Source organism: Burkholderia sp. YIM B11467, assembly GCF_052952715.1.
The window spans coordinates 570278-593239 of the sequence record NZ_JBQVSQ010000003.1 but is presented as its reverse complement, the minus strand read 5'-3'; the positions used below and the strand labels follow the sequence as shown (position 1 = coordinate 593239).

Annotated in this window: 20 protein-coding genes; 7 read left to right on the top strand and 13 right to left on the bottom strand. The window is 68.2% G+C overall.

The features are described 5' to 3' along the window. Positions 1-50: 50 nt before the first annotated feature. Entirely contained in the window at positions 51-455 is a 405-nt protein-coding gene (locus ACTRWB_RS14685) for a VOC family protein (RefSeq protein ID WP_048250823.1), read from the bottom strand. A gap of 162 nt (positions 456-617) precedes the next feature. Between ACTRWB_RS14685 and ACTRWB_RS14680 the strand changes: the two genes are divergently transcribed. After that, entirely contained in the window at positions 618-950 is a 333-nt protein-coding gene (locus tag ACTRWB_RS14680) for an ArsR/SmtB family transcription factor (protein ID WP_129513735.1), read from the top strand. After that, entirely contained in the window at positions 943-1407 is a 465-nt protein-coding gene (locus ACTRWB_RS14675; protein ID WP_129513736.1) for an SRPBCC family protein, read from the top strand. The genes ACTRWB_RS14680 and ACTRWB_RS14675 overlap by 8 nt, the downstream gene beginning before the upstream one ends. A gap of 60 nt (positions 1408-1467) precedes the next feature. On the opposite strand, the gene ACTRWB_RS14670 is transcribed toward ACTRWB_RS14675, so the two are convergent. The 6 genes from ACTRWB_RS14670 to ACTRWB_RS14645 all read right to left on the bottom strand — a co-directional run bounded on the left by ACTRWB_RS14670 (position 1468) and on the right by ACTRWB_RS14645 (position 9168). Next, positions 1468-2769 carry a THUMP domain-containing class I SAM-dependent RNA methyltransferase gene (locus ACTRWB_RS14670; protein WP_343492950.1) on the bottom strand — a complete coding sequence of 434 codons (1302 nt, stop codon included), beginning with the start codon at positions 2767-2769 and terminating at the stop codon, positions 1468-1470. 178 nt (positions 2770-2947) lie between these two features. Beyond that, the gene (locus ACTRWB_RS14665) at positions 2948-5071 is read right to left on the bottom strand and encodes a site-specific recombinase (RefSeq protein ID WP_446902305.1); all 2124 of its coding nucleotides are present in this window, start codon (positions 5069-5071) and stop codon (positions 2948-2950) included. 474 nt (positions 5072-5545) lie between these two features. Then, entirely contained in the window at positions 5546-6259 is a 714-nt protein-coding gene (locus ACTRWB_RS14660; protein ID WP_419686249.1) for a PqiC family protein, read from the bottom strand. Next, positions 6256-7875, bottom strand: a complete 1620-nt coding sequence (locus ACTRWB_RS14655) for a PqiB family protein (RefSeq protein ID WP_193097648.1) — start codon at positions 7873-7875, stop codon at positions 6256-6258. Before ACTRWB_RS14655 ends, ACTRWB_RS14660 begins: the two co-directional genes overlap by 4 nt. Then, positions 7868-8497: a paraquat-inducible protein A gene (locus ACTRWB_RS14650; protein WP_129513741.1), complete on the bottom strand. Its 630-nt coding sequence runs from the start codon at positions 8495-8497 to the stop codon at positions 7868-7870. Before ACTRWB_RS14650 ends, ACTRWB_RS14655 begins: the two co-directional genes overlap by 8 nt. Then, positions 8494-9168: a paraquat-inducible protein A gene (locus ACTRWB_RS14645; protein ID WP_048250782.1), complete on the bottom strand. Its 675-nt coding sequence runs from the start codon at positions 9166-9168 to the stop codon at positions 8494-8496. Before ACTRWB_RS14645 ends, ACTRWB_RS14650 begins: the two co-directional genes overlap by 4 nt. 258 nt (positions 9169-9426) lie before the next feature. On the opposite strand from ACTRWB_RS14645, the gene ACTRWB_RS14640 reads away from it, so the two are divergent. From ACTRWB_RS14640 to ACTRWB_RS14625, 4 genes are all read left to right on the top strand, one after another. Beyond that, positions 9427-9987, top strand: a complete 561-nt coding sequence (locus tag ACTRWB_RS14640) for a cytochrome b (RefSeq protein ID WP_446902304.1) — start codon at positions 9427-9429, stop codon at positions 9985-9987. A gap of 8 nt (positions 9988-9995) precedes the next feature. Continuing rightward, positions 9996-10556: a YceI family protein gene (locus ACTRWB_RS14635; protein WP_419686254.1), complete on the top strand. Its 561-nt coding sequence runs from the start codon at positions 9996-9998 to the stop codon at positions 10554-10556. Positions 10557-10619: 63 nt separating this feature from the next. Further along, positions 10620-11201, top strand: coding sequence for a YceI family protein (locus ACTRWB_RS14630; protein ID WP_129513745.1), 582 nt, complete (start codon positions 10620-10622; stop codon positions 11199-11201). A gap of 176 nt (positions 11202-11377) precedes the next feature. After that, complete coding sequence (locus ACTRWB_RS14625) at positions 11378-12655, top strand: MFS transporter (RefSeq protein ID WP_048250791.1); 1278 nt, start codon at positions 11378-11380, stop codon at positions 12653-12655. A gap of 30 nt (positions 12656-12685) precedes the next feature. On the opposite strand, the gene ACTRWB_RS14620 is transcribed toward ACTRWB_RS14625, so the two are convergent. The 6 genes from ACTRWB_RS14620 to queA all read right to left on the bottom strand — a co-directional run bounded on the left by ACTRWB_RS14620 (position 12686) and on the right by queA (position 20381). Further along, positions 12686-14200, bottom strand: coding sequence for a S41 family peptidase (locus ACTRWB_RS14620; RefSeq protein ID WP_446902376.1), 1515 nt, complete (start codon positions 14198-14200; stop codon positions 12686-12688). A 168-nt stretch (positions 14201-14368) separates the two neighbouring features. Beyond that, positions 14369-15319 (bottom strand): protein translocase subunit SecF, encoded by a 951-nt coding sequence (gene secF / locus ACTRWB_RS14615; protein ID WP_048250793.1) that lies wholly within the window; start codon positions 15317-15319, stop codon positions 14369-14371. An 18-nt stretch (positions 15320-15337) separates the two neighbouring features. After that, positions 15338-17359, bottom strand: coding sequence for a protein translocase subunit SecD (gene secD, locus ACTRWB_RS14610; RefSeq protein WP_446902303.1), 2022 nt, complete (start codon positions 17357-17359; stop codon positions 15338-15340). Between the two features lie 106 nt (positions 17360-17465). Beyond that, positions 17466-17789 (bottom strand): preprotein translocase subunit YajC, encoded by a 324-nt coding sequence (gene yajC / locus ACTRWB_RS14605; protein WP_048250795.1) that lies wholly within the window; start codon positions 17787-17789, stop codon positions 17466-17468. A gap of 233 nt (positions 17790-18022) precedes the next feature. Beyond that, positions 18023-19210, bottom strand: coding sequence for a tRNA guanosine(34) transglycosylase Tgt (tgt, locus tag ACTRWB_RS14600; RefSeq protein WP_129513749.1), 1188 nt, complete (start codon positions 19208-19210; stop codon positions 18023-18025). 91 nt (positions 19211-19301) lie between these two features. Beyond that, a complete protein-coding gene (queA, locus tag ACTRWB_RS14595) occupies positions 19302-20381 on the bottom strand; it encodes a tRNA preQ1(34) S-adenosylmethionine ribosyltransferase-isomerase QueA (RefSeq protein WP_446902302.1) in 1080 nt (359 codons plus the stop codon). Positions 20382-20548: 167 nt separating this feature from the next. Here queA and recG point away from each other — a divergent pair, with 167 nt between their 5' ends. After that, a complete protein-coding gene (recG, locus tag ACTRWB_RS14590) occupies positions 20549-22879 on the top strand; it encodes an ATP-dependent DNA helicase RecG (RefSeq protein ID WP_446902301.1) in 2331 nt (776 codons plus the stop codon). Positions 22880-22962: the final 83 nt, after the last annotated feature.

Sequence of the window (22962 nt, the reverse complement as noted above, 5' to 3'; positions counted from 1 at the left end):
AACGGGGACTTCGCGATGATAGCGCCGCGCCGGCCCGATGGCCGATGCGCTCAATGGCATTTCGGCGCGTGCAGGCCGACGCGGTTGCCTTCGGTATCGATCAGATAGCCGATATAGCCGTAGTTGTTCGGCAGTTCGACGACCGTGCCCTGCACGATGCCGCCCGCGCGCTTCGCGCGTTCGAGTGCCGCGACGACCGACTCGCCGGCGTTCAGGTACACGAGCACGCCGTTCGCGCTCGGCTTCATCTGCTGCGGATCGAACACGATGCTGCCGCCCGTGCTCGACGCATCGCGATCGAACGTGGCCATCGGCACGCCGCCGATGACTTCGCGCTGCAGCGTCGTTTGCAGCACGGTTTCGTAAAAGCGGATCGCCCGGTCGAAATCGAGGGACGGAATGTCGAACCACGCGATCGCGCGCTCGAGGGTTGCGGTGGCAGTTGCGGACGTCATGACGAGCTCCTTGTTCGTTCGGGTTCTGTGTGGAAACCAGCCTTGCATTGCGCCGGGATTGCAGTGTGATCGCGGCCTGCTGACACCGTATTGTCAGTAGAGTTGTCACCTTTGACATGCAACCATTTGGTTGCATAATAAAGCCATTGACCCGGGAGCGGCATGGATCTTGTTTTCAAGGCGCTGGCCGATGCCACGCGCCGCCAGTTGCTCGACCTGCTGCATGCGAAAAACGGCCAGACGCTGTCCGAACTGTGCGACGGGCTCGCGATGAGCCGGCAGGCCGTGAGCAAGCATCTCGCGTTGCTCGAGGCCGCGAACCTTGTCGCGACCGCGTGGCGCGGCAGGGAGAAGCTGCACTACCTGAATCCGGTGCCGATCCACGACATCGCGGAACGCTGGATCGGCAAGTTCGAGCGTCAGCGCCTGCAGGCGCTGGCGGATCTCAAGCGCGGGCTGGAAGCGGCCCGCGAGACAGGAGACGACGATGGGTAATCCCGCTTTTGTGTACGTGACTTTCATCGCAGCGACGCCCGAACGCGTGTTCGACGCGCTGACCAATGCCGAGCTGACGAAGGACTACTGGGTGCGGCATCGCAACGCGTCGCCCGACTGGCGGCCGGGCTCGCGGTGGGAGCATCAGGACTACGACGATCCGTCGCGTGTCGACATCGTCGGCGAAGTGGTCGAGAACGATCCGCCGCACCGGCTGGTCGTCACGTGGCGTACGCCGTCAGGGGAAGGCGAGGAATCGCGCGTGACCTATCTCGTCGAGCCGTTCGAGGGCGTCGTGAAGCTGACCGTCACGCACGACGGGCTCGTGGCCGGTTCGGAGATGGATCGCGGGATTCGCGGCGGGTGGCCGGTCGTGCTGTCGAGCCTGAAGACGCTGCTCGAGACCGGGCAGGCACTGCCGTTCACGATGGAGCGCTGGTCGAAGTCGAAGCACTGACCGGCGCCGGGGGGAAGCGTGCGCGGGCGCCGCGATGGCGGCCCCGCACGCTTGCGTTGCTTACGCGTCGCCTTCCGGCGTGGCCGGGCGCGCCTTCACGCTGCCGGCGATCAGGTCGAAACGGAACAGCCGGCATTCGAGCGCGCCGTTGAACAGCGGCGTTTTTGCCGATTCGCGCAGCCGCAGCTGGCCCGGCAGCGAACGGTCGGACGTCAGCAGGAACGCCTGCCAGCCCGTGAAGCGCTGCTTCAGCGCATCGCCGAGCGCGTTGAAGAACTCGCTGTCCGGCGCGTCGGTGTGCGTGCGGCGGAACGCGTCGTCGTTGCCGCGGTTGCGGCCGGTTTCGCGCACCTCACCGCGCGCGCTGCGGCCGCGCACTTCGATCCGCTCGCCGTACGGCGGGTTTGCGAGAATGATGCCCGGCCCGTCGCACGGCGGCGTCATCCCGCGTGCGTCGACCTGCTTGAGCCATACCGACGGCACGCCCGCGCGCTCGAGGTTCGCGCGCGCCTTTTCGAGCATGTCGCCGGAGATGTCGCTGCCGTACACGCCGAGCGCGTCGGCGCGCTTGCCGCGCGCCGCGCGTTTCGCGTCCAGCGCCGGCACCTTCAGGCCCTGCCACGCGGTGATGTCGTACTGCTTGAGTTTCTCGAAGCCGAACCGGCGCTCGACGCCGGGCGCCACGCCGAGCGCGATCTGCGCGGCTTCGGCGAGGAACGTGCCGCTGCCGCACATCGGGTCGTACAGCGCGGTGCCGGGTGTCCAGCCCGTCAGGCGCAGGATGCCGGCCGCGAGGTTCTCGCGCAACGGCGCCGCGCCCTTGTCGAGGCGCCAGCCGCGCTTGAACAGCGGCTCGCCGGACGTGTCGAGGTACAGCGTGCATTCGTTGGCCGTCAGGAACGCGAACACGCGCACGTCCGGCGCACCGGTGTCGATGCTCGGGCGCGCGCCGGTCTTGTCGCGCATCCGGTCGCAGATCGCGTCCTTCACGCGCAATGTCGCGAATTCGAGGCTCTTCAGCGGCGACTTGATCGCGGTGATGTCGACGCGCAGCGTCTGCGTTGCCGCGAACCAGCGCTCCCACGGCTGCTCGAGCGCGAGCGCGTAGACGTCCTGCTCGTTGCGGTACGCGCGGTGCGCGATCTTCAGCAGGACCCGGCTCGCGATTCGCGAATGGAGGTTCGCGGCCATGCCGGCCGCCCAGCCGCCACTGAAATGGACGCCGCCCGGCACCTGCGCGCCCGCGGTGAACGGCGCGCCGTTCAGGTGTCGGCCGGCGATTTCGGCCAGCTCGGCGGCAAGCGCCGCTTCGAGGCCGCGCGGGCAGGGGGCGAAGAATTCGTACAGGGTGGGCGAGGACATAAGGCGGGGGAGGACGTGCAAAAGTGCACTATTGTACGCGGCGCGGGCGGCCGGGGCCGGGGTTGCGTCGCGGGGCGGCGCGTTTCGGCGCGGCGACGCGGGCGCGACGGCCGCGATTGCGTGCCGGGAGGCCGGTGTGGCGGCGCCTGGCCGGGCACCGCCATACCGCCCCGCAGGCTCAGTGCGAGCCCGGCTGACCGGCGCGCGAGCCCTGGCCGCCGGCCGGCCAGAACAGCGCGAGCGGATTCGACAGCATCGTGCGGACGATCGCGGCGACGAGCGCGCGCACCTTGGTCGGGCGCAGGCTGCGCGAGCGCACGGCCATCGTGAACGCGAGCGCGAAACTCACGAGCACGTTGAGGATCGCCATGCTGAGCACGCCGGCGCCGGCCCACCACAGCTCGGGCGTCCCGAGCGCATCCTTGCCCAGCACGCCGAGCGCGATCCCGATCGAGCCGGCCGACAGCGTCACGTGCCGCACCTCGAACGGGAACATGAACACGGTGACGATCGCCGGAATCAGGCCGAGCATCAGGCCGAGGCCGACGTTCGCGACCACGCCGGCGACGTTCGAGCGGCAGAAGTGCGCGAGCTTCGCGGCGCCGGCCGCGCCGAGCGTGAGGCGCAGCCGGCGGTTGTACGTGAGCGCGTCGCCGACCCGGTGCAGCACGAACCAGTTGTCGGCCCAGCCCGCGAGCAGGCTCGACGCCCACAGCAGCACGCCGGTCAGCGCCGCGTAGAACGGCGTCGGGCCGAGCAGCGAGAACGAGTGCAGCGTCGCGTGCGCCTTCTCCGGCGAGATCAGGTTCGCGTGCAGCACGTTGCCCGCGAACAGTTGCACGAGCAGGCACACGGGTAGCACGACGAGCACGTTGCCGGAAATCGCGGCCGCCTGCGTGCGGATCAGCGCGATCACCGACGAGACGAACGTCTTCACGCCTTCGTCGTGGCCGGTGTCGTCGAGCTCGCGCGCGAGCGTCGGCGCGGTCATCGCGGGCTGCTTGGTCGCGAGCGTGAAGTGCAGGAAGTGCATCAGCATGAAGCTGGCCGCGTAGTTGACGCCCGCGAGCAGCCCTTCGAGCATCGATTGCAGGTGCGCGCCCGTGATCGCGAACTTCACGCACACGGTTGCGACGGTGACGAGGCCGCCACCCGCGGCCATCCGCAGCATCTTCAGGTACTCGGCGCGGCCGCGCGAGATGTAGTGCTCGCCGGTATCCGCGTTGGTCTCGACCAGCTTGCGCGCGAACAGCGAGAAGTTGCTGCGCACGAGGTGCGTCACGCTCTGGCTGTTCTGGTTCGCGTCGACGAGCTCGGCCGTCAGGCGCGCCATCCCGTGCAGGTCGTCGCGCGCCATCCACGCGTTCAGCAGCGTTTCGGCGCGCAGGATGCGCATGCGCATCCGCTCGACCTGGAACACGATGTCGACCGACACGCCGTTGCGGTACAGGTGCGAGAACACGTCGTCGACGGCGATCCGGCATTCGTCGAGCAGCACGCGCAGGTAGTTCACTTCATGCAGCAGCTTGCTCGGGTCGCCGCCGTCCTCGACGGCCGCGTGCGCGGTCTCGACCGCGAGCATCGCGCGCGTGAGGCGGTAGAACGGCTGCGTTTCGAGCGGCTTGCGCGCATCGTCGTCGGACAGCCGGCTGCGCACCGTCTGCGACAGGCCGGTCGAACTGATCTGGCAGGTCAGGTTGTGCAGCGCGGCCAGCAGGTCGCGCGAGAACGAACCGGGCTCGTGGCGTTCCTCGTCGGTGACGTCGAACGAGATCAGGTCGGCGAGGCGCGCGAGCAGGTCGTCGGGCAGCGCGTCGATCCATTGCACGTCGTCGGGTGTCGGGAACATCAGCGTGAACAGCGCCGACAGCTCGCGGCGGTTCGGCGCGGGCGGGATCAGCGACGAGTCGATCCGCTCGAACAGCGCGCCGAAGAAGCCCGAGTGCACGGGCATGCCGGCGTCGCACAGCAGCGAGATGCCGTCGCAATCGCGCAGGACGCCGCGCAGGATGCGCGCCGCGTGCGCTTTCCACGCGGGGTTGCGATCGAGCACGTGGAACAGGTAGCGCAGCCGCGCATGAGCCGGATACGCGCGCGCGTCGGCGTCGCGATCGGTCGCGGCTTCCTGCGCGGCCTGCATCGTGCCGCCGCGGCGCAGCCAGTGCGCGAGTTCGATCAGCCATTCGCTGCGCTCGGCATACGACGCATCGGCATCGGCGTGCGCGAGCAGCGCATCGAGCTGGTGACCGGCATTGCGCGACGCGCGCCACTTCTTGATCAGGGTCGTCAGGGAACGAAACATAAACGGAATAGCGAAAGCCCTGGACGGGCGGGTTCGGGATGCCTGCCGGGAAATCGGCACGGCGCCGGGGAGAACGGGTGAGACGGGGCCGGTTGCCGGACGATGCGCGGCGACCCGCGATGCGGCTGCCCCGCTGCGATGCACGCCGATCGCGTGCAGGCGCCGGGAGGCACGGCGGTCGGGCCGAACGCGGCCCGGCGCCGCTGACTGGCGCGCCCGACGGGCGGTGCGAGCCTGAAAGTGCGTAGGATCGTCAATCGGGCCGGAAAACGCAAGCCGACCGCGTTGGATGGCGCCGGTTCCGGCCTACTTTGACAAACAATGCAAACCGGCCGTTCGGCCGATGAAAGCGGGGCGAGGCCGGCTGCGGCCGGGTCATGCCGGTGGCTGCCGGCGATCGCGATCGGCCGCACCGGGCCGGACGCAGCCGCGCGGACGAACGCCGCTTCGGACGTTCGCCTGCGCGCCGCGCGCTTATGCGCCGGACTTGCCCGTCGCGCCGTCGCTGCCCGACGTCGGGTTGGCCGGGCACGGCACGACCGGCGCGGCGGCCGTCTTGCTGCCGGTCTGCGGCGCCGTTGTGCCACGGCGTGCGGCCATCGCGCGCACGCCGGCCGCGGCCTGCGCGGCAATCACGTCGAGCGCGCGCCGGTGGCCGGCGACGAGCGCGTCGTAGCCGTCGGCGACCGGTTCCGCGACGCTCGTGCGGCAGGTCATCACGGCCTGCGTGCCGAGCGAGCGCACGCTCCACACGGCGTCGACCGCCGCGCGTTTGCCGGGCCACGACTCGAAGCGCTGCACGTTCACGCTGACGCGATACACGGGCACGCCGGCCGGGTACGCGGAATTCGCGACGTCGATCGTGCCGAGCTGCGCGGCGAGATCGTCCGACAGCGCGCGGCGGATCTCGTCGGCGGGCGGCGACGCCCAGCGTTCCTGCTCGAGCACGTCGACCTGCGCGGCGTTCTTTTGCACGACCAGCTGGTTCTTCGCGACCTGCTCGGGCACGCCGACCGACGGCACCTCGATCAGGAACGCCGGGTTGGCCGGCGCGGTGCGTACCGGCGCTGCGGCGTCGGCCGGGCTGAGCGTGTAGAACCGCGCGGGCGGCGAGCTGCACGCGGCGAGCGCGAGTGCGGCGATGGCCGCCGCCGCGCCGCTCGCGAAACCGTTCACGCGTGTCGTCATTGTTGATCTCCTGGCTTGCCCTTGAGCAGCGATTCGGGGTGACGCTCCAGATAGTCGGCGAGCGCGTTCAGCGACTGCAGCGTGCGCGTGAGCTCCTTCAGCGCGCCGCGCACGTCGGACTGCAGCGGCGAATCCTGCTGCAGCGTCGCCTCGGCGGTCGAGAAGGTCTGCTTCGCGGCCGACAGCGTGTCGCGCGCTTCCGGCGCGACCTGCGTGTCGAGCTGCTTGAACAGCTTGTCGGCGTTCGACAACGCGCTGTTCAGGTTCGCGCCGATCTGGTCGAACGGCACCTTGTCGAGCTTCTTCGCGATGTCGGCGACCTGCAGCTGCAGTTCGTCGAGCGTGTTCGGCACGGTCGGCAGCTCGAGCGGCTGGCGCGACGTGTCGAGCTTCGCGGCCGGCGCCTTCGGGAAGAAGTCGAGCGCGACGTACAGCTGGCTCGTCAGCAGGTTGCCGGTGCGCAGCTGGCCGCGCAGCCCGTGCTGGACGAGCCGCTCGACGATCTCGCGGCGGGCCGGTTCGCCCTTGCTCTCGATCGATTCGCGGAAGCGGCGGCCGAGGCGCTCCGGATACACGTTCATCGTCACCGGCATCATGAAGTTCTTCGACTTCGGATCGAAGTCGATGCCGATATTCGTCACTTCGCCGAGCACGATGCCGCGGAAGTCGACCGTTGCGCCGACGGCGAGCCCGCGCAGCGACTGGTTGAAGTTCATCACGACCTGCAGCGGCTGGCCGTCCGGGTCGCGCATCGCGTCGCCCTCGTCGGAGCCCAGGCGGAACGTCGTGTTGTTCGGCGCCGTCGTGCCGCTGCCCTGGTTCGGCGGCGTCTGGAACGCAATGCCGCCGAGGATCACCGTCGCGAGCGACTGCGTGTTCAACTTCAGGCCGCTCGAATCGAGCCGCAGGTCGACGCCGCTCGCCTGCCACCAGCGCGAGTTCACGCCAACGTACTGGTCGTACGGCGCGTTGACGAACACGTTGAACGTGACGCCCGTGCCGTCCTTGTCGAGCGAGAAGCCGACCACCTGGCCGACCTGCACGCGGCGGTAATAGACCGGCGAGCCGATGTCGACCGAGCCGAGCGAATCGCCGCGCAGCACGTATTGCGTGCCCTTCTGGTCGCCGGTGACGGCCGGCGGCGTCTCGAGGCCCGTGAAGTCGGTCTGGGAATCCTGCGAGCGGCCGGCGTCCACGCCGATGTACGCGCCGGACAGCAGCGTGCCGAGCCCCGACACGCCGGTCGCGCCGATGCGCGGACGCACGATCCAGAAGCGCGAGCCCTTGACCGCGAAGTCCTCGGCTTCCTTCTTGAGCTGCACCTGGACGAGCACGCGGGACAGGTCTTTCGACAGCTTGATCGTCTTGACCGTGCCGATCTCGACGTCCTTGTACTTGACCTGGGTCTTGCCGGGCTCGAGCCCTTCGGCGGTGTGGAAGCTCAGCGTGATTTCCGGGCCGCGCTCGCGCACGGACTTGATCACGAGGCCGATGCCGATCAGCGCGGCGATCAGCGGCACGAGCCAGACGAGCGACGGCAGCCAGCCGCTTTTCGTCGAGATCGTCGGATCGGGCGGCCGGGGCGCGTCGTGCTGCGGGCCTTGTGGACTATTCATTGAGATTTCCTGAGTTTTCGACTGGATCCCAGATCAGGCGGGGATCGAACTGCATCGACGCGAGCATCGTCAGGATCACGACCGAGCCGAACGCAAGTGCGCCGGGGCCGGCCGTGATGACGGCGAGTGAACGAAAATGAACGAGCGCGACGGTGAGCGTCACGACGAAGATGTCGAGCATCGACCAGCGGCCGATGCGCTCGACGATCCGGTAGAGGCGCGTGCGCTGCATCGGTCGCCACGGCGAGCGGCGCTGCGAGCTGATCACGAGGATCGTCAGCACGCCGAGCTTGAGCATCGGCACGAGAATGCTCGCGACGAACACGACGACGGCGAGCGGCCAGTCGCCCGACACCCAGAAATAGATGACGCCGCTCATGATCGTGTCTTCCTGCGAACCGACGATCGACGACGTGCGCATGATCGGCAGCAGGTTCGCGGGAATGTAGAGGATCACGGCAGCGAGCAGCAGTGCCCACGTGCGCATGATGCTGTTCGGGATGCGGAAATGCAGCACGGCGCCGCAGCGGGCGCAATGCGCGTGCGGCCGGTCGAGCGTCTGCACGAGCCCGCACGAGTGGCAGCTCGCATAACCTTCGCGGGCGGCGGTCGGTGTCGTCATCGGCGGGCGGCCTCGGGCAGCGGCGCGGCGTCGTCGGGTTGCGCCGGCGGTTCGGGCGAGCGCCCGGCGCGCAGGTCGTCGGCGATGTCCCACAGCGTGCGCGGATCGAACATCAGCACGACGGCGATCATCAGCGTGAGCGCGGCGAACGCGAACAGCGCGGCATCCGGCACCACGCGCGCGAGGCTCACCATCTTCACGATCGTCACGAGGATCCCGAGCATGAACACCTCGATCATCCCCCATGGCCGCACGAGCTCGATCGCGCGCAGCACCAGGTTGAAGCCGGGCGGCACGACGCCGCGGCGGATCGGCAGCAGCAGGTACAGCAGCGCGGCCATCTCGACGAGCGGGAACAGCACGGTCGAGCAGAACACCATCACGCCGACGATCGCCATGTCCTGGCGCCACAGCGAGTCGATCGCGCCGATCAGCGTCGTCTGCACGCGGTTGCCGTTTACATCCATTTCGAGGATCGGGAACGCCTGCGCGATCGAGAACGTGATCAGCGCCGCGAGCGCGAGCGCGCAGATCCGCTCGATCTGCGCGGCGCTGTTGCGATAGAGGAGCGCGTCGCAGCGCGGGCAGCGCGCGATTTCGCGGCCGCCGAGGCGCGGTTTGTGCAACAGTGCGTCGCACTCGTGACAGGCAATCAGGTCGTTTCGTTGCATGGAAAATGCGGTTGTGCGACGGCGGGGGGACGCGTCGACGGGGCCGGAACCCGCGCCAATCTTACCAAAAGGCCTTTTTCGGCGTGTCAACGATCGCATGTTGAGTGACCGAGCGGTAACATGACAGGAAACCGTCAGGCGGCTGGCACGCCTGTCCTCAGAGTCCGCGCGCGTCAAAAGGTTGCGGTAGCATGGCGCCCTTGACAAGCGTCGGACTCGTGACCGGCGCGGCTGTTCGCTGAACTGAGGAAATCCAAGATGGCATCGAATTCGCTGCCGGCCAGGCCGGTACGCTATACGCAGACCGCGATCGCGCTGCACTGGCTGATCGCGCTGCTGATCGTCTGCGGCTTCGCGCTCGGCTGGGTGATGACGGACATCCCCGGCTTCACGCCGACGAAGCTGAAGTACTTCTCGTGGCACAAGTGGATCGGCGTGACGGCATTTGTGCTGGCCGTCGTGCGCGTGCTGTGGCGCGCGACCCACGTGCCGCCGTCACTGCCGGGCGATACGCCGGCATGGCAGCGCGCGGCGTCGAGCGGCGTGCACTTCCTGCTGTACCTGCTGATGCTGGTGATCCCGATCACGGGCTACCTGTACAGCTCGGCGGCGAACATCCCGGTCGTCTATCTCGGCATCGTGCCGCTGCCGCGGCTGATCGACCCCGATCCGGTGCTGAAGGAAACCTTCAAGACGCTCCACGTGTCTTTGAATTACATTCTGCTTGCGCTCGTGTCGCTGCACGTGGTCGCCGCGCTCAAGCACCAGCTGTTGGACCGCGACGGCCTGCTGTCGCGGATGCTTCCCTTTGCCAAATGAAGGATCCCATGAAAGTGTCTTTCTCCCGCTCCATGCTGACCGCGTTCGCCGCGGTGTCACTTGTCGCGTCGGGCGCGGCGCTCGCCGATGTCGATCTCGCGAAGAGCAAGGTGTCCGCCGTGTCGAAGCAGATGAACGTGCCGACCGAAGGCGCGTTCAAGAAGTTTTCCGCTCAGGTGAAGTTCGACGCGGCGAAGGCCGCGCAGGGCAGCGCCCAGATGACGATCGATGTCGCGAGTTATGACCTCGGCGACAAGATGTACAACGACCAGGTTGCCGGCAAGGACTGGTTCGACGCGAAGACGTACCCGCAGGCAACGTTCGTGTCGTCGGCGATCGCGCCGGCGGGCGGCAACAAGTACAACGTGACCGGCAAGCTGACGGTCAAGGGCAAGTCCGAGACCGTCACGGTGCCCGTCACCGTCACGCAGAGCGGCGCGACGCAGACCTTCGACGGCGTGCTGCCGATCAAGCGTTCGACGTTCAACGTCGGCACCGGCGAATGGAAGGACACGTCGGTCGTCGCGGACGAAGTGCAGATCAAGTTCCATCTCGTCGCCACGAAGTAAGCGGCGGCCTGTCACCTCACTGAATGCCGCGCGAGGGCGCGGCGCCGTTCCAAGGAGAAAGAGTTGAAAAAGCATCTGATGATCGCCGCGGGCGCGCTGGCCGCTTCGCTGTCGTTCTCGGCGTTCGCCGACAGCGCGACGTACCAGTTCGACCCGGCTCACACGTACCCGAGCTTCGAGGGCGACCACATGGGCGGCCTGTCGGTCTGGCGCGGCAAGTTCGACAAGTCGAGCGGCACCGTGACGCTCGACCGCGCGGCAAAGACCGGTACGGTCGACGTGACGACCGACATCGCGTCGATCCACACGGGCAGCGCGAAGCTCGACGAGCATCTGCAGACGGACGAGTTCTTCAACGTCGCGAAGTTCCCGCAGGCGAACTACAAGGGCACGATCAAGTTCGACGGCGACAAGCCGGTATCGGTGGTCGGCAACCTGACGCTGCATGGCGTCACGAAGCCGGTGACGCTGAAGATCGACTCGTTCAAGTGCATGCCGCACCCGATGCTCAAGCGTGAAGTGTGCGGCGTCGACGCGGTCGGCGAATTCAGCCGCGACGATTTCGGTCTCGACTACGGCAAGCAGTACGGCTTCAAGATGAAGACGAAGCTGCTGATCACGGCCGAAGCGATCAAGCAGCAGTAAGGTTTCCGGCCGGGTCAGCCCGGCGCGAGCCAACCGCCGCGTTCCCGTTGCCGGGGGCGCGGCGGTATTTTTTTGCGCGCCTATAATCGCCCGAGCGCCGCCCGCGGCGCCGGGCAGGCCGACGGTGCCGCAAGCGGCCGCCTCGAACAGAACGTACAACGACAAGGAGATCGCCGATGCATGCCGCCACGCAGTCCCGTTCCATTGCCTCGTCGCCGCGCGTGTGGCGCGCGGTGGTCGCCGCGTCGATCGGCAATGCGCTCGAGTGGTTCGATCTCGTCGTCTACGGCTTCTTCGCGGTGACGATCGCGAAGCTGTTCTTTCCTGCCGGCAACGACACCGTGTCGCTGCTGCTCACGCTCGGCACGTTCGGCGTGTCGTTCTTCATGCGGCCGCTCGGCGCGATCGTGCTCGGCGCGTATGCCGACCGCGCGGGCCGCAAGGCCGCGCTCACGCTGTCGATCCTGCTGATGATGGTCGGCACGCTGATCATCGCGGTGCTGCCGACCTACGAGACGATCGGCGTCGCGGCGCCGGTGATCCTCGTCGCCGCGCGGCTGATGCAGGGCTTCTCGGCGGGCGGCGAGTTCGGCAGCGCGACCGCGTTCCTCGCCGAGCACGTGCCGGGACGGCGCGGCTTCTTCGCGAGCTGGCAGGTCGCGAGCCAGGGGCTCACGACGCTGCTCGCCGCCGGCTTCGGCACCGTGCTGAACGCGCAGCTCACGGCCGCGCAGATGGCCGCGTGGGGCTGGCGCGTGCCGTTCTTCTTCGGCCTGCTGCTCGGGCCCGTCGCGTACTACATCCGCACGAAGGTCGACGAGACGCCGGAATTCCTCGCGGCCGAAGGCACCGCGAACCCGCTGCGCGACACGTTCGCGTCGCACAAGGCGCGCCTGGTCGCCGCGATGGGCGTGGTCGTGCTCGGTACCGTCGCGACCTATCTGGTGCTGTTCATGCCGACCTACGGCGTGAAGCAGCTCGGCCTTGCACCGTCCGCGGCGTTCGCGGCGATCCTCGTGGTCGGCGTGATCCAGATGGCGTTCGCGCCGCTCGTCGGCCACTGGTCGGACCGTTACGGCCGCGTGCGCGTGATGGTCGCGCCGGCCATCGGCATCCTCGTGCTGATCTATCCGGCGTTCGCGTATCTGGTCGCGCATCCGGGCTTCGGCACGCTGATCGCACTGCAGGTGCTGCTCGCGTTCCTGATGACCGGCTACTTCGCGGCGCTGCCGGGGTTGCTGTCCGAGGTGTTCCCGGTGCAGACGCGCACGACCGGGATGTCGCTCGCGTATAACGTCGCGGTGACGATCTTCGGCGGCTTCGGGCCATTCATCATCGCGTGGCTGATTCGCGCGACCGGGCTGAAGACCGCGCCGAGCTTCTACCTGATGTTCGCGGCCGTGCTGAGCCTCGCGGCGCTGATCGTGCTGCGCCGGCGGTTCGGGTTCCGGTGACGTTCCGGTGACAGGGCAGGCGGCGGCGCGTCAGCTGCCGCCGCGCTCGCACACGGGTTGCGCGGGCATCAACTGCGCCGGCGCATAGACGGTCCGCACGGGGCGCCCCGCGAGTGCGGCGAGCGCCTGCTGCAACTGCCAGTCGCCGGCGGTGCCGAACGCGCGCTGCGGCAGCGCCGCGCTTTTCGACGTATCGACCTTCGCGCGCACGCGCTGCTCGCGCAGTGCCTGCCGTTCCTTGCGCACGTGCGCGAACGGGTCGGGCGCCAGCCGGTCCGCATACGGTGCGCGGGCGAGATCGGCTTCCCGGTACCACAGCAGCACGCCGTCGACGTCCGAGTCGCGGCGCGGCGGCACGAGCCAGTCCGGCACGACGCCGTAGCCGTCCATCGGGCAGCCGTTCGGCCGCAGGTTGCGCGCGAACGTGAAATTCAGGCGCGTGCCGTCGATCAGGTCGACACCGGTCTGCGCGAGCCCCTTCCCGTAGGTCGGCATACCGAGCAGTTTCGCCCGGCCGAGATCCTTCAGCGCCGCCGCGGTCGCTTCGGCGGCCGACGCGCTCTGGCCGTCGACGAGCACGACGAGCGGCACGGTGTGCCACCAGTCGTCGGTCTGCAGCGGCGCGAGCGGATCCTGCCCGTGCATCACCGGCAGTTCGTAGTCGGGCCAGTTGGTCGAGAAGCGGCGGCGGTTGGCGTCGCCGCGCTCGACCGTCACCATCGCGGTGCGGTCGCGTCCCGCGAGCAGCGCGGTGATGCCGATCGCCGCATTGAGCGCACCGCCGCCGTTGATGCGCAGGTCGAGAATCATGCCTTTCACCGGCGGGCCGGCGCGGCGCGCGGCCTGCACCGCGTCGATGTAGTCGCCGACCGCCGGTTCCGGAAAGCTCGACAGCCGCGTGTACAGGATGTCGCCGGCGAGCCGCTTTGCGATCGCCGGATGCGGTTTGACGATCGCGCGCACAGGCGCGAAGTTCAGCACCGCATGGTTCGGGCCGCGCTGCACCGTGAGCTTCAGCGGGACGCCCGCGTCGCCTTTCGCGAGTTTCACGAGCTCGCTGCTGTCGATGCCGACGACGCTCCTGTCGTTCATCGCGACCACGAGATCGTCGGGACGTACGCCGGCCTTCTCGGCGGGCGCGTCGGGAATCACGTCGATGATGTGCAGCCCGTCGGGCCGCGTCTCGAAGACGATCCCGATGGCCGGTGTGCCGTCGCGCGCGCGCCGCTCGTCGTCGCGCCGTTCCTGCTCCTCCTTCGCGTTGAAGAAGCGCGCGTACGGCAGCGTCTTCATGCCGTCGTGCACGGTGGCATCGAGCAGCGCGCCGATGTCGACGTCGGTCAGGTGCTGCTTCTTCAGTACTTCGACGGCCGCCTTCAATTCGCAGAGCTGCGGTTCCCAGTCGGGCGGGCAGGGCGACGGCTGCGACGCGGCGGGCGGGGCGGAGGCGGATTGCGCGCGGGCCGGCGGCGCGAACGGCATGACGACCGCCACGACGGCTGCGCTGCAGAGGGCGAGGCGAAGAACGGCACGCACGGGAGGCATCATGGAAGCCGCAGGTTCGGACGGGTGGCGGGGGCGGGACGCCGACGATTGTAGCCGACGCCCCGGCAGGACTGCCGCGATCCGGCCGAGGCGGGCCGCGGCCCGCGCATGAAAAAAGGCCGGTCCTGGTGGACCGGCCTTTTGGTGTTTGCCGAAGCGGCGCGCTGCTTAAACCTGCGCGCCCGCGTTCGGATCGTCCGGATCGTGCGCGGTCTTCTTGTCCTTGATCAGGTCTTCGCGCTTGATGCCGAGCCACATCGCGAGCGAGCCCGCGACGAACACCGACGAGTAGATGCCGAACATGATGCCGACCGTCAGCGCGAGTGCGAAGTAGTGCAGCGTCGGGCCGCCGAAGAAGAACATCGACAGCACCATCATTTCCGTCGACGTGTGCGTGATGATCGTCCGCGACATCGTGGTCGTGATCGCGTGGTTGATCACTTCCTGCACGTTCATCTTGCGTTCGCGGCGGAACGTTTCGCGGATCCGGTCGAAGATGACGACCGACTCGTTGACCGAGTAGCCGAGCACCGCGAGGATGGCCGCGAGCACCGCCAGCGAGAACTCCCACTGGAAGAACGCGAAGAAGCCGAGAATGATCACGACGTCGTGCAGGTTGGCGATGATGCCGGCGACCGCGTACTTCCATTCGAAGCGGAACGACAGGTAGATCACGATGCCGATCACGACGCACGCGAGCGCGAGCAGGCCGTCGGTCGCGAGCTCCCGGCCGACCTGCGGGCCGACGAACTCGACGCGCTGCAGCGTGACGTCCGGGCTCTGCGCCTTCAGCGCGTTCATCACCTGGTCGCTCTGCTGCGCGGACGTGAGGCCTTCCTTCAGCTGCAGCCGGATCAGCACGTTGCGCGACGTGCCGAAGTTCTGCACCTGCGCGTCGGCGTAGCCGAGCTTGCCGAGCGTCGCGCGCACCGGTTCGAGTTCCGCGGTCTGCTGGTACTGCACTTCGATCACCGTACCGCCGGTGAATTCGACGGACAGGTGCAGCCCGCGGTGGAACAGGAAGAACACGGCGGCGAGGAACGTGACCAGCGAGATCACGTTGAACACCAGCGCGTGCCGCATGAACGGAATGTCTTTACGGATGCGGAAAAATTCCATGGTCTCGTCTCCGGGGCCTTATTGGGTCGAGCCCGGTTTCTTCGGCGACACGCCTTGCTGCGCGCGGTTGCGCAGCTGCGGCTTGCCGGTGCGCGGCGCGTTGCCCTTCGTGGGGGCGGCGAGCTTCGCGGCGCGCGCGGTGTCGGTCGATTCGTCCGCCGCGTCGAACGAGGCGGGGGCTGCGGCGCCTTCCGGCTTCCACACCTGGCCGATCGCGAGCGACTTCAGCTTCTTGCGGCCGCCGTACCAGAGGTTGACGAGCCCGCGCGAGAAGAACACCGCGGAGAACATCGACGTCAGGATACCGATACAGTGCACGATCGCGAACGCGCGCACCGGGCCCGAGCCGAACGCGAGCAGCGCGAGGCCGGCGATCAGCGTCGTGACGTTCGAGTCGAGGATCGTCGCCCACGCATGCGCGTAGCCGGCCTGGATCGCGAGCTGCGGCGGCTGGCCCGCGCGCAGTTCCTCACGCACGCGCTCGTTGATCAGCACGTTCGAGTCGATCGCCATACCGAGCGCGAGTGCGATTGCCGCGATACCGGGCAGCGTCAGCGTGGCCTGCATCAGCGACAGCACGGCGACGAGCAGCAGCAGGTTCACCGACAGGCCGATCACCGAGACGACGCCGAACAGCATGTAGTACGCGATCATGAACACGGCGATCGCGCAGAAGCCCCAGATCACCGAGTGGACGCCCATCCGGATGTTGTCGGCGCCGAGGCTCGGGCCGATCGTGCGTTCCTCGATGATGTCCATCGGCGCGGCGAGCGAACCGGCGCGCAGCAGCAGCGCGAGGTCGGCCGCGGCCTGCGGCGTCGGCTGGCCCGTGATCTGGAAGCGGTCGCCGAGTTCGGACTGGATCGTCGCGACCGTCAGCACTTCGCCCTTGCCCTTCTCGAACAGCACCATCGCCATCGGCTTGCCGATGTTGTCGCGCGACACCGTGCGCACCGAGCGGCCACCCGCCGAGTCGAGACGGATGTTGACCGACGGACGCTGGTGGTCGTCGAAACCGGCCGATGCATCGATGATGCGGTCGCCGGTGAAGATCACGTCCTTCTTCAGCAGCACCGGCGCCTGGATGCCCTGCGTGAACAGTTCCTCGCCCGGCGGCACCGGGTCGTTCGGGTTCGGGTGCGTGTTGATCGGATCGGCGAGGCGCGCTTCGAGCGTCGCGGTGCGGCCGATGATGTCCTTCGCCTTCGCGGTGTCCTGCACGCCCGGCAGTTCGACGACGATGCGATCGCTGCCTTGCTGCTGCAGGATCGGCTCCGACACGCCGAGTTCGTTCACGCGGTTGTGGAGCGTGGTCAGGTTCTGCTTGAGCGCGGCGTCCTCGACGGATTTCTGCACGGCCGGCGTGAACGTGCCGACGACCTGCGTGCCGCCGCCGCCGGGCTGGGTCGCCCATTGCAGTTCGGTGATCGACAGCGCGAGCACCTTGCGGGCGTCTTCCGCCGTTTGCGCATCGCTGAAGTTGACGACGACGGACTGGTCGACGCGGCTCACGCCGCCGTCGCGGATGTTCTTGTCGCGCAGCAGCGTGCGCGCGTCGGACGCGTCGGAGTCGAGCTTCTTCGTGAGCGCGCCCGTCATGTCGACCTGGAGCAGGAAGTGGACACCGCCGCGCAGGTCGAGGCCGAGATACATCGGCAGCGCGTGCAGGGCGGTCAGCCAGCGCGGCGACGCGCTCTGCAGGTTCAGTGCGACGACGTATTGCGGATCGTTCGGATCGGCGTTCAGCGACTTCTGCAGCAGGTCCTTGACGCGCAGCTGCGTATCGGTGTCCTTCAGGCGCACGCGGATGTTCGCGTTGGTGGCCGTGTTCTCGAAGGTGACGTCGTCCGGCGTGATCTGCGCGGAGGCGAGCGCGGATTCGACCTGGGTCAGCGTGGTCGAGTCGAGCTTGACCGTGGCCTTGCCGCTCGACACCTGCACCGCCGGCGCTTCGCCGAAGAAGTTGGGCAATGTGTACAGAAAGCCGATGGCGAGCGCCACGACCATCACGACATATTTCCAGAGTGGATAACGATTCATGAGGGGGCCGAACGGGTGGTTGGCGTGAAAGCGTCGCGTCCGGCGCCGCGGCGGCCCGCTCTCTCAGGCGGGCACGGCGCGGGGAGCCGGACGCTCGGCGAAGGGCTTACAGCGACTTGATCGTGCCCTTCGGCAGAATGGTCGTGACCGCAGCCTTCTGCACGGTGATTTCAGTGCCTTCGGCGATCTCGACGCCGATGTAGCCTTCGGTGACCTTCGTCACCTTGCCGACGAGGCCGCCGCTCGTGACGACTTCGTCGCCCTTGGCCATGGCCGAGAGCATGTTGCGGTGCTCCTTCTGCCGCTTCATCTGCGGACGGATCATGATGAAGTAGAGCACAGCGAACATCAGGATGAGCGGCAGAAAGCTCATCAGGCTCGATTCGGCGCCACCGGCACCTTGCGCGAAGGCATTGGAAATGAACGGCACGTTGGTCTCTCCGTAGGGGAACTTCGAAAAATAAGCCGGTTATTCTACCACCGGCCCCATGCGCAAACGGCTCGGCAAATGCGCTTTCGGATCAAGCTGTTAAAGCGCGAACCGACACCGTTGCGACTTGTTTGGAAAGGCAATTGTAATATTTGGCGGTCGTGACGGGCGACTGGAACGCGTTATTTAGTACTCGTCCTATGTGACGGGCCGCCGCGCGGCCCGCCGGCCCGTCAGTCGACGCCTCTCGCGCGATCCTCCGCGAAGCGCTGGCGGAACGCGTCGAACGTATGGGTTTCGATCGCGTCGCGGATCTCGCTCATCAGCTGCAGGTAGTAGTGCAGGTTGTGGATCGTGTTGAGCTGCGCGCCGAGGATTTCGCCGACGCGGTGCAGGTGATGCAGGTAGCCGCGCGAGAAGTTCTGGCACGTGTAGCACGTGCAGCTCGCGTCGAGCGGCTTCAGCGAGTTCTTGTGCGTCGCGTTGCGGATCTTCACGTCGCCGAAGCGCGTGAACAGCCAGCCGTTGCGCGCGTTGCGGGTCGGCATCACGCAGTCGAACATGTCGACGCCGTTGGCGACGCCCTCGACCAGGTCCTCCGGCGTGCCGACGCCCATCAGGTAGTGCGGCTTGTTGGCCGGCAGCTTCGGGCCCACGTGCCGCAGCACGCGCATCATGTCTTCCTTCGGCTCGCCGACCGACAGCCCGCCGATCGCGAGGCCGTGGAAGCCGAGTTCCGACAGGCCCGCGAGCGATTCGTCGCGCAGGTCCTCGAACATCCCGCCCTGGACGATCCCGAACAGCGCATTCGGGTTGCCGAGCCGGTCGAACTCGTCGAGCGAACGCTTCGCCCAGCGCAGCGACATGCGCATCGAGTCGGCCGCTTCCTTGTGCGTCGTCGGCACGCCGTTGGTTGCGTACGGCGTGCACTCGTCGAACTGCATCACGACGTCGGAATTCAGCACCTTCTGGATCTGCATCGACACTTCCGGCGACAGGAACAGCTTGTCGCCGTTGATCGGCGACGCGAACGTGACGCCGTCCTCGGTGATCTTGCGCAGGTCGCCGAGCGAGAACACCTGGAAGCCGCCCGAATCGGTCAGGATCGGCTTGTTCCAGCCCATGAACGCGTGCAGGCCGCCGTGCGCGTCGATCGTGTCGAGGCCCGGGCGCAGCCACAGGTGGAACGTGTTGCCGAGGATGATCTGGGCCTTGATCTCGTGCAGCTCGCGCGGCTGGATCGCCTTCACGGTGCCGTACGTGCCGACCGGCATGAAGATCGGCGTTTCGACCACGCCGTGGTTGAGCTTCACGCGGCCGCGGCGCGCGTGGCCGTCGGTCGTCAGCAGTTCGAATTCGAGCCCGTTTGCCGGGCGGTCCTGCACGGGGGCGTGCGTATCGTGGGATGAACCTTCGGTCATCGTGTCGTGCTCCTTGCTACCGGAAAACAGTCCGGCGCATGTTGGAAACGCCGCCGGCAAGCCGGCGGCGGGGAAAAAGGGTGCGTCGCGCTTATGCGCCGGTTTGCACGCCGGCCGCCTCCGGCGTGTCGCGCCGCGTGAGCAGCATCGCGTCGCCGTAGCTGAAGAAGCGGTAGCGCTGGTCGATCGCGTGCCGGTAAGCGGAGCGGATCGTCTCGACGCCCGCGAACGCGGACACCAGCATCAGCAGCGTCGACTTCGGCAGGTGGAAATTCGTGACGAGCCGGTCGACCACGCGGAAACGGTAGCCGGGCGTGATGAAGATGTCGGTCTCGGCCTGCGTCGCCGCGAGCGGGCGGCCCGCTTCGCCTGCCGTGCGCGCGGCGGCTTCGAGCGCGCGCATCGACGTCGTGCCGACCGCGATCACGTTGCCGCCGCGCGCGCGGGTCGCGGCGATCCGGTCGACGAGCGACTGCGGCAGGTCGTACCACTCGCTGTGCATCTTGTGCTCGGCGATGTTGTCGACACGCACCGGCTGGAACGTGCCGGCGCCGACGTGCAGCGTCAGCGTCGCGCGCTCGACGCCCATCGCGTCGAGCTGGTCGAGCAGCGGCTGGTCGAAGTGCAGCCCGGCCGTCGGCGCGGCGACCGCGCCCGGATTGCTCGCGTAGACGGTCTGGTAGCGCGTCTCGTCGGTCGCGTCGGGATCGTGCTCGATATACGGCGGCAGCGGCAGGCGGCCGAACTGCTCGATCAGCACGAGGCACGGCTCGGGGAAGTGCAGCGTGAAGAACGGCTCGACGCGCTCGCCGACCGTCACGTCGAACGCGTCGGCGAGGCGCAGCGTCGTGCCGGCGCCCGGCGACTTGCTCGCGCGGATCTGCGCGAGCGCCGTGTGGGTGCCCGTCACGCGCTCGATCAGCACCTCGATCTTGCCGCCGCTGGCCTTCTGGCCGAAGAAGCGCGCCTTCAGCACCTTGGTATCGTTGAAGACGAGCAGGTCGCCGGGCGCGATGCACGACGGCAGCTCGGCGAATTTGCGGTCGACGAGGCGCGCGGGCTCGACGGTGCGGTCGACCTCGAGCAGGCGGCTCGCGGTGCGATCGGGCAGCGCGGTTTGTGCAATCAGCTCGGGCGGCAGATTGAAATCGAAATCGGAAAGCGTGAACATGCGGGCTGGTTCGAAACGGCCGGCGAGCGTTGCCGGCAGGGCGGAAACGCGTAAATGGGGCGCGCGAGCCGCTATGATGACGGGATGCGCGGCCTGGCCGGCGTCGTTCGTTCGGACGACGTGAAAGCCGCTATTGTACTTGCCTTGCGAAGCACCCAGACGATCCGATGCCTGTGTCACCACGCCGTTCCACCGCCACCGTTGCCGATTCCGCCGATCCGTTCGACGCGGACGATGCCGCGCTCCCCGCGCAAAGCGCGCAGGAGCCTGCCGAGCCGCAGCGCGCCGCGCCGCGCCGGGCCGGGCCGAAGCGCGGCGCCGACGGGCGGCTCGCGCAGCCGGCCGCCGCCGCACCCGATGCCGACGGCGCCGCCGCGAGCGACGAAGCCGGTGCGGCCGGCGCGAAGCGCAAGAAGAAGGCGGCCGCCGACAAACCGGTAAAAACCGTCGACAAGCTCGCGAAGCTCGGCCTCACGCGCTCGATCGATCTCGTGCTGCATCTGCCGATGCGTTATGAGGACGAAACCACGCTCACGCCGATCGGCGAGCTGCTGCCGGGCGGCATCGCGCAGACCGAAGGCGTCGTGTTCGACAACGAGGTCGCGTACCGGCCGCGCCGCCAGCTCGTCGTGAAGATCCAGGACGACGACGGCGAGCTCCTGGTGCTGCGCTTCCTGAATTTCTACGGCTCGCAGGTCAAGCAGATGGCCGTCGGCCAGCGGCTGCGCGTGCGGGGCGACGTGCGCGGCGGCTTCTTCGGGATGGAGATGGTGCATCCGGCGGTGCGCGTCGTCGAAGCGGATGCGCCGCTGCCGCAGGTGCTCACGCCCGTCTATCCGAGCACGGCCGGCGTGTCGCAGGCCTATCTGCGCAAGGCGATCGAGAACGCGGTCGAGCGCACGCCGTTGCCCGAGCTGTTGCCGCCCGAGATCGATCGCGCGTACCTGAAGCCGCTCGGCGTGCCGTCGCTCGAGCAGGCCGTGCGGATCCTGCATCACCCGCGCGTCGATTCCGACGAAGCCGCGCTGATGGACGGCTCGCATCCGGCGTGGACGCGCATCAAGTTCGAGGAGCTGCTCGCGCAGCAGCTGTCGCTCAAGCGCGCGCACGAGGAGCGCCGCACCCGCGCGGCGCCCGCGATGCCGCGTCGCACCGCGAGCGATGCCGATGCGCTGACGACCCGGCTCTACGCGGCGCTGCCGTTCACGCTGACGGGCGCGCAGTCGCGCGTCGTCGACGAGATCGCGCACGACCTCACGCTCGCGCACCCGATGCAGCGGCTGCTGCAGGGCGACGTCGGCAGCGGCAAGACGGTCGTCGCGGCGCTGGCCGCCACGCAGGCGATCGACGCCGGCTACCAGGCCGCGCTGATGGCGCCCACCGAAATCCTCGCGGAACAGCACGCGCGCAAGCTGCGCGCATGGCTCGAGCCGCTCGGCGTCACGGTGGCATGGCTCGCGGGCAGCCTGAAGGCAAAGGACAAGCGTGCGGCGATCGAGGCGGCCGCGCTCGGCACCGCGCAGCTCGTGATCGGCACGCACGCGATCATCCAGGACACGGTCGAATTCGCGCGGCTCGGCCTCGTGATCGTCGACGAGCAGCATCGCTTCGGCGTCGAGCAGCGTCTCGCGCTGCGCGCGAAGGCCGCGAACGCGGCCAATGGCGCGCGCGATTTCCAGCCGCACCAGCTGATGATGTCGGCCACGCCGATACCGCGCACGCTCGCGATGACGTACTACGCGGATCTCGAGGTCTCGACCATCGACGAACTGCCGCCGGGCCGCACGCCCGTGCTGACGCGCCTCGTCGGCGACGCGCGGCGCGAGGAGGTGATCGCCCGCGTGCGCGAGGCCGCGCTGACCGGGCGCCAGGTGTACTGGGTGTGCCCGCTGATCGAGGAGAGCGAGACGCTGCAGTTGCAGACGGCCGTCGAGACCTATGAGACGCTGATCGCCGCACTCCCCGAGCTGAAGGTCGGGCTCGTGCATGGTCGGCTGTCGCCGGCCGACAAGGCGGCCGTGATGGAAGCGTTCACGCGCAACGACGTGCAGTTGCTGGTTGCGACGACCGTGATCGAAGTCGGCGTCGACGTGCCGAACGCGTCGCTGATGGTGATCGAGCATGCTGAACGCTTCGGCCTCGCGCAGCTGCACCAGCTGCGCGGCCGCGTCGGGCGCGGCACCGCGGCGTCGGTGTGCGTGCTGCTGTACACCGGGCCGCTGTCGATCACCGGTCGCGAGCGGTTGAAGACGATGCGCGAGACGACCGACGGCTTCGAGATCGCGCGGCGCGACCTCGAAATCCGCGGCCCCGGCGAATTCCTCGGCGCGCGCCAGTCGGGCGCGGCGATGCTGCGCTTCGCGAACCTCGAGACCGACGGCTGGCTGATCGACCCGGCCCGCGAGGCCGCGGCGCGGCTGATCGACGGCTACCCCGAGGTCGTCACGCAGCATCTCGCGCGCTGGCTCGGCGCGCGCGAGCAGTACCTGAAGGCTTGATCCGCCGGTTTGGGGCCGGATCCGAAGCGCCAATCGATGCATGCGATGCAGAGAAACTTGGCGAACCGGTGCCAGAGGGTGTA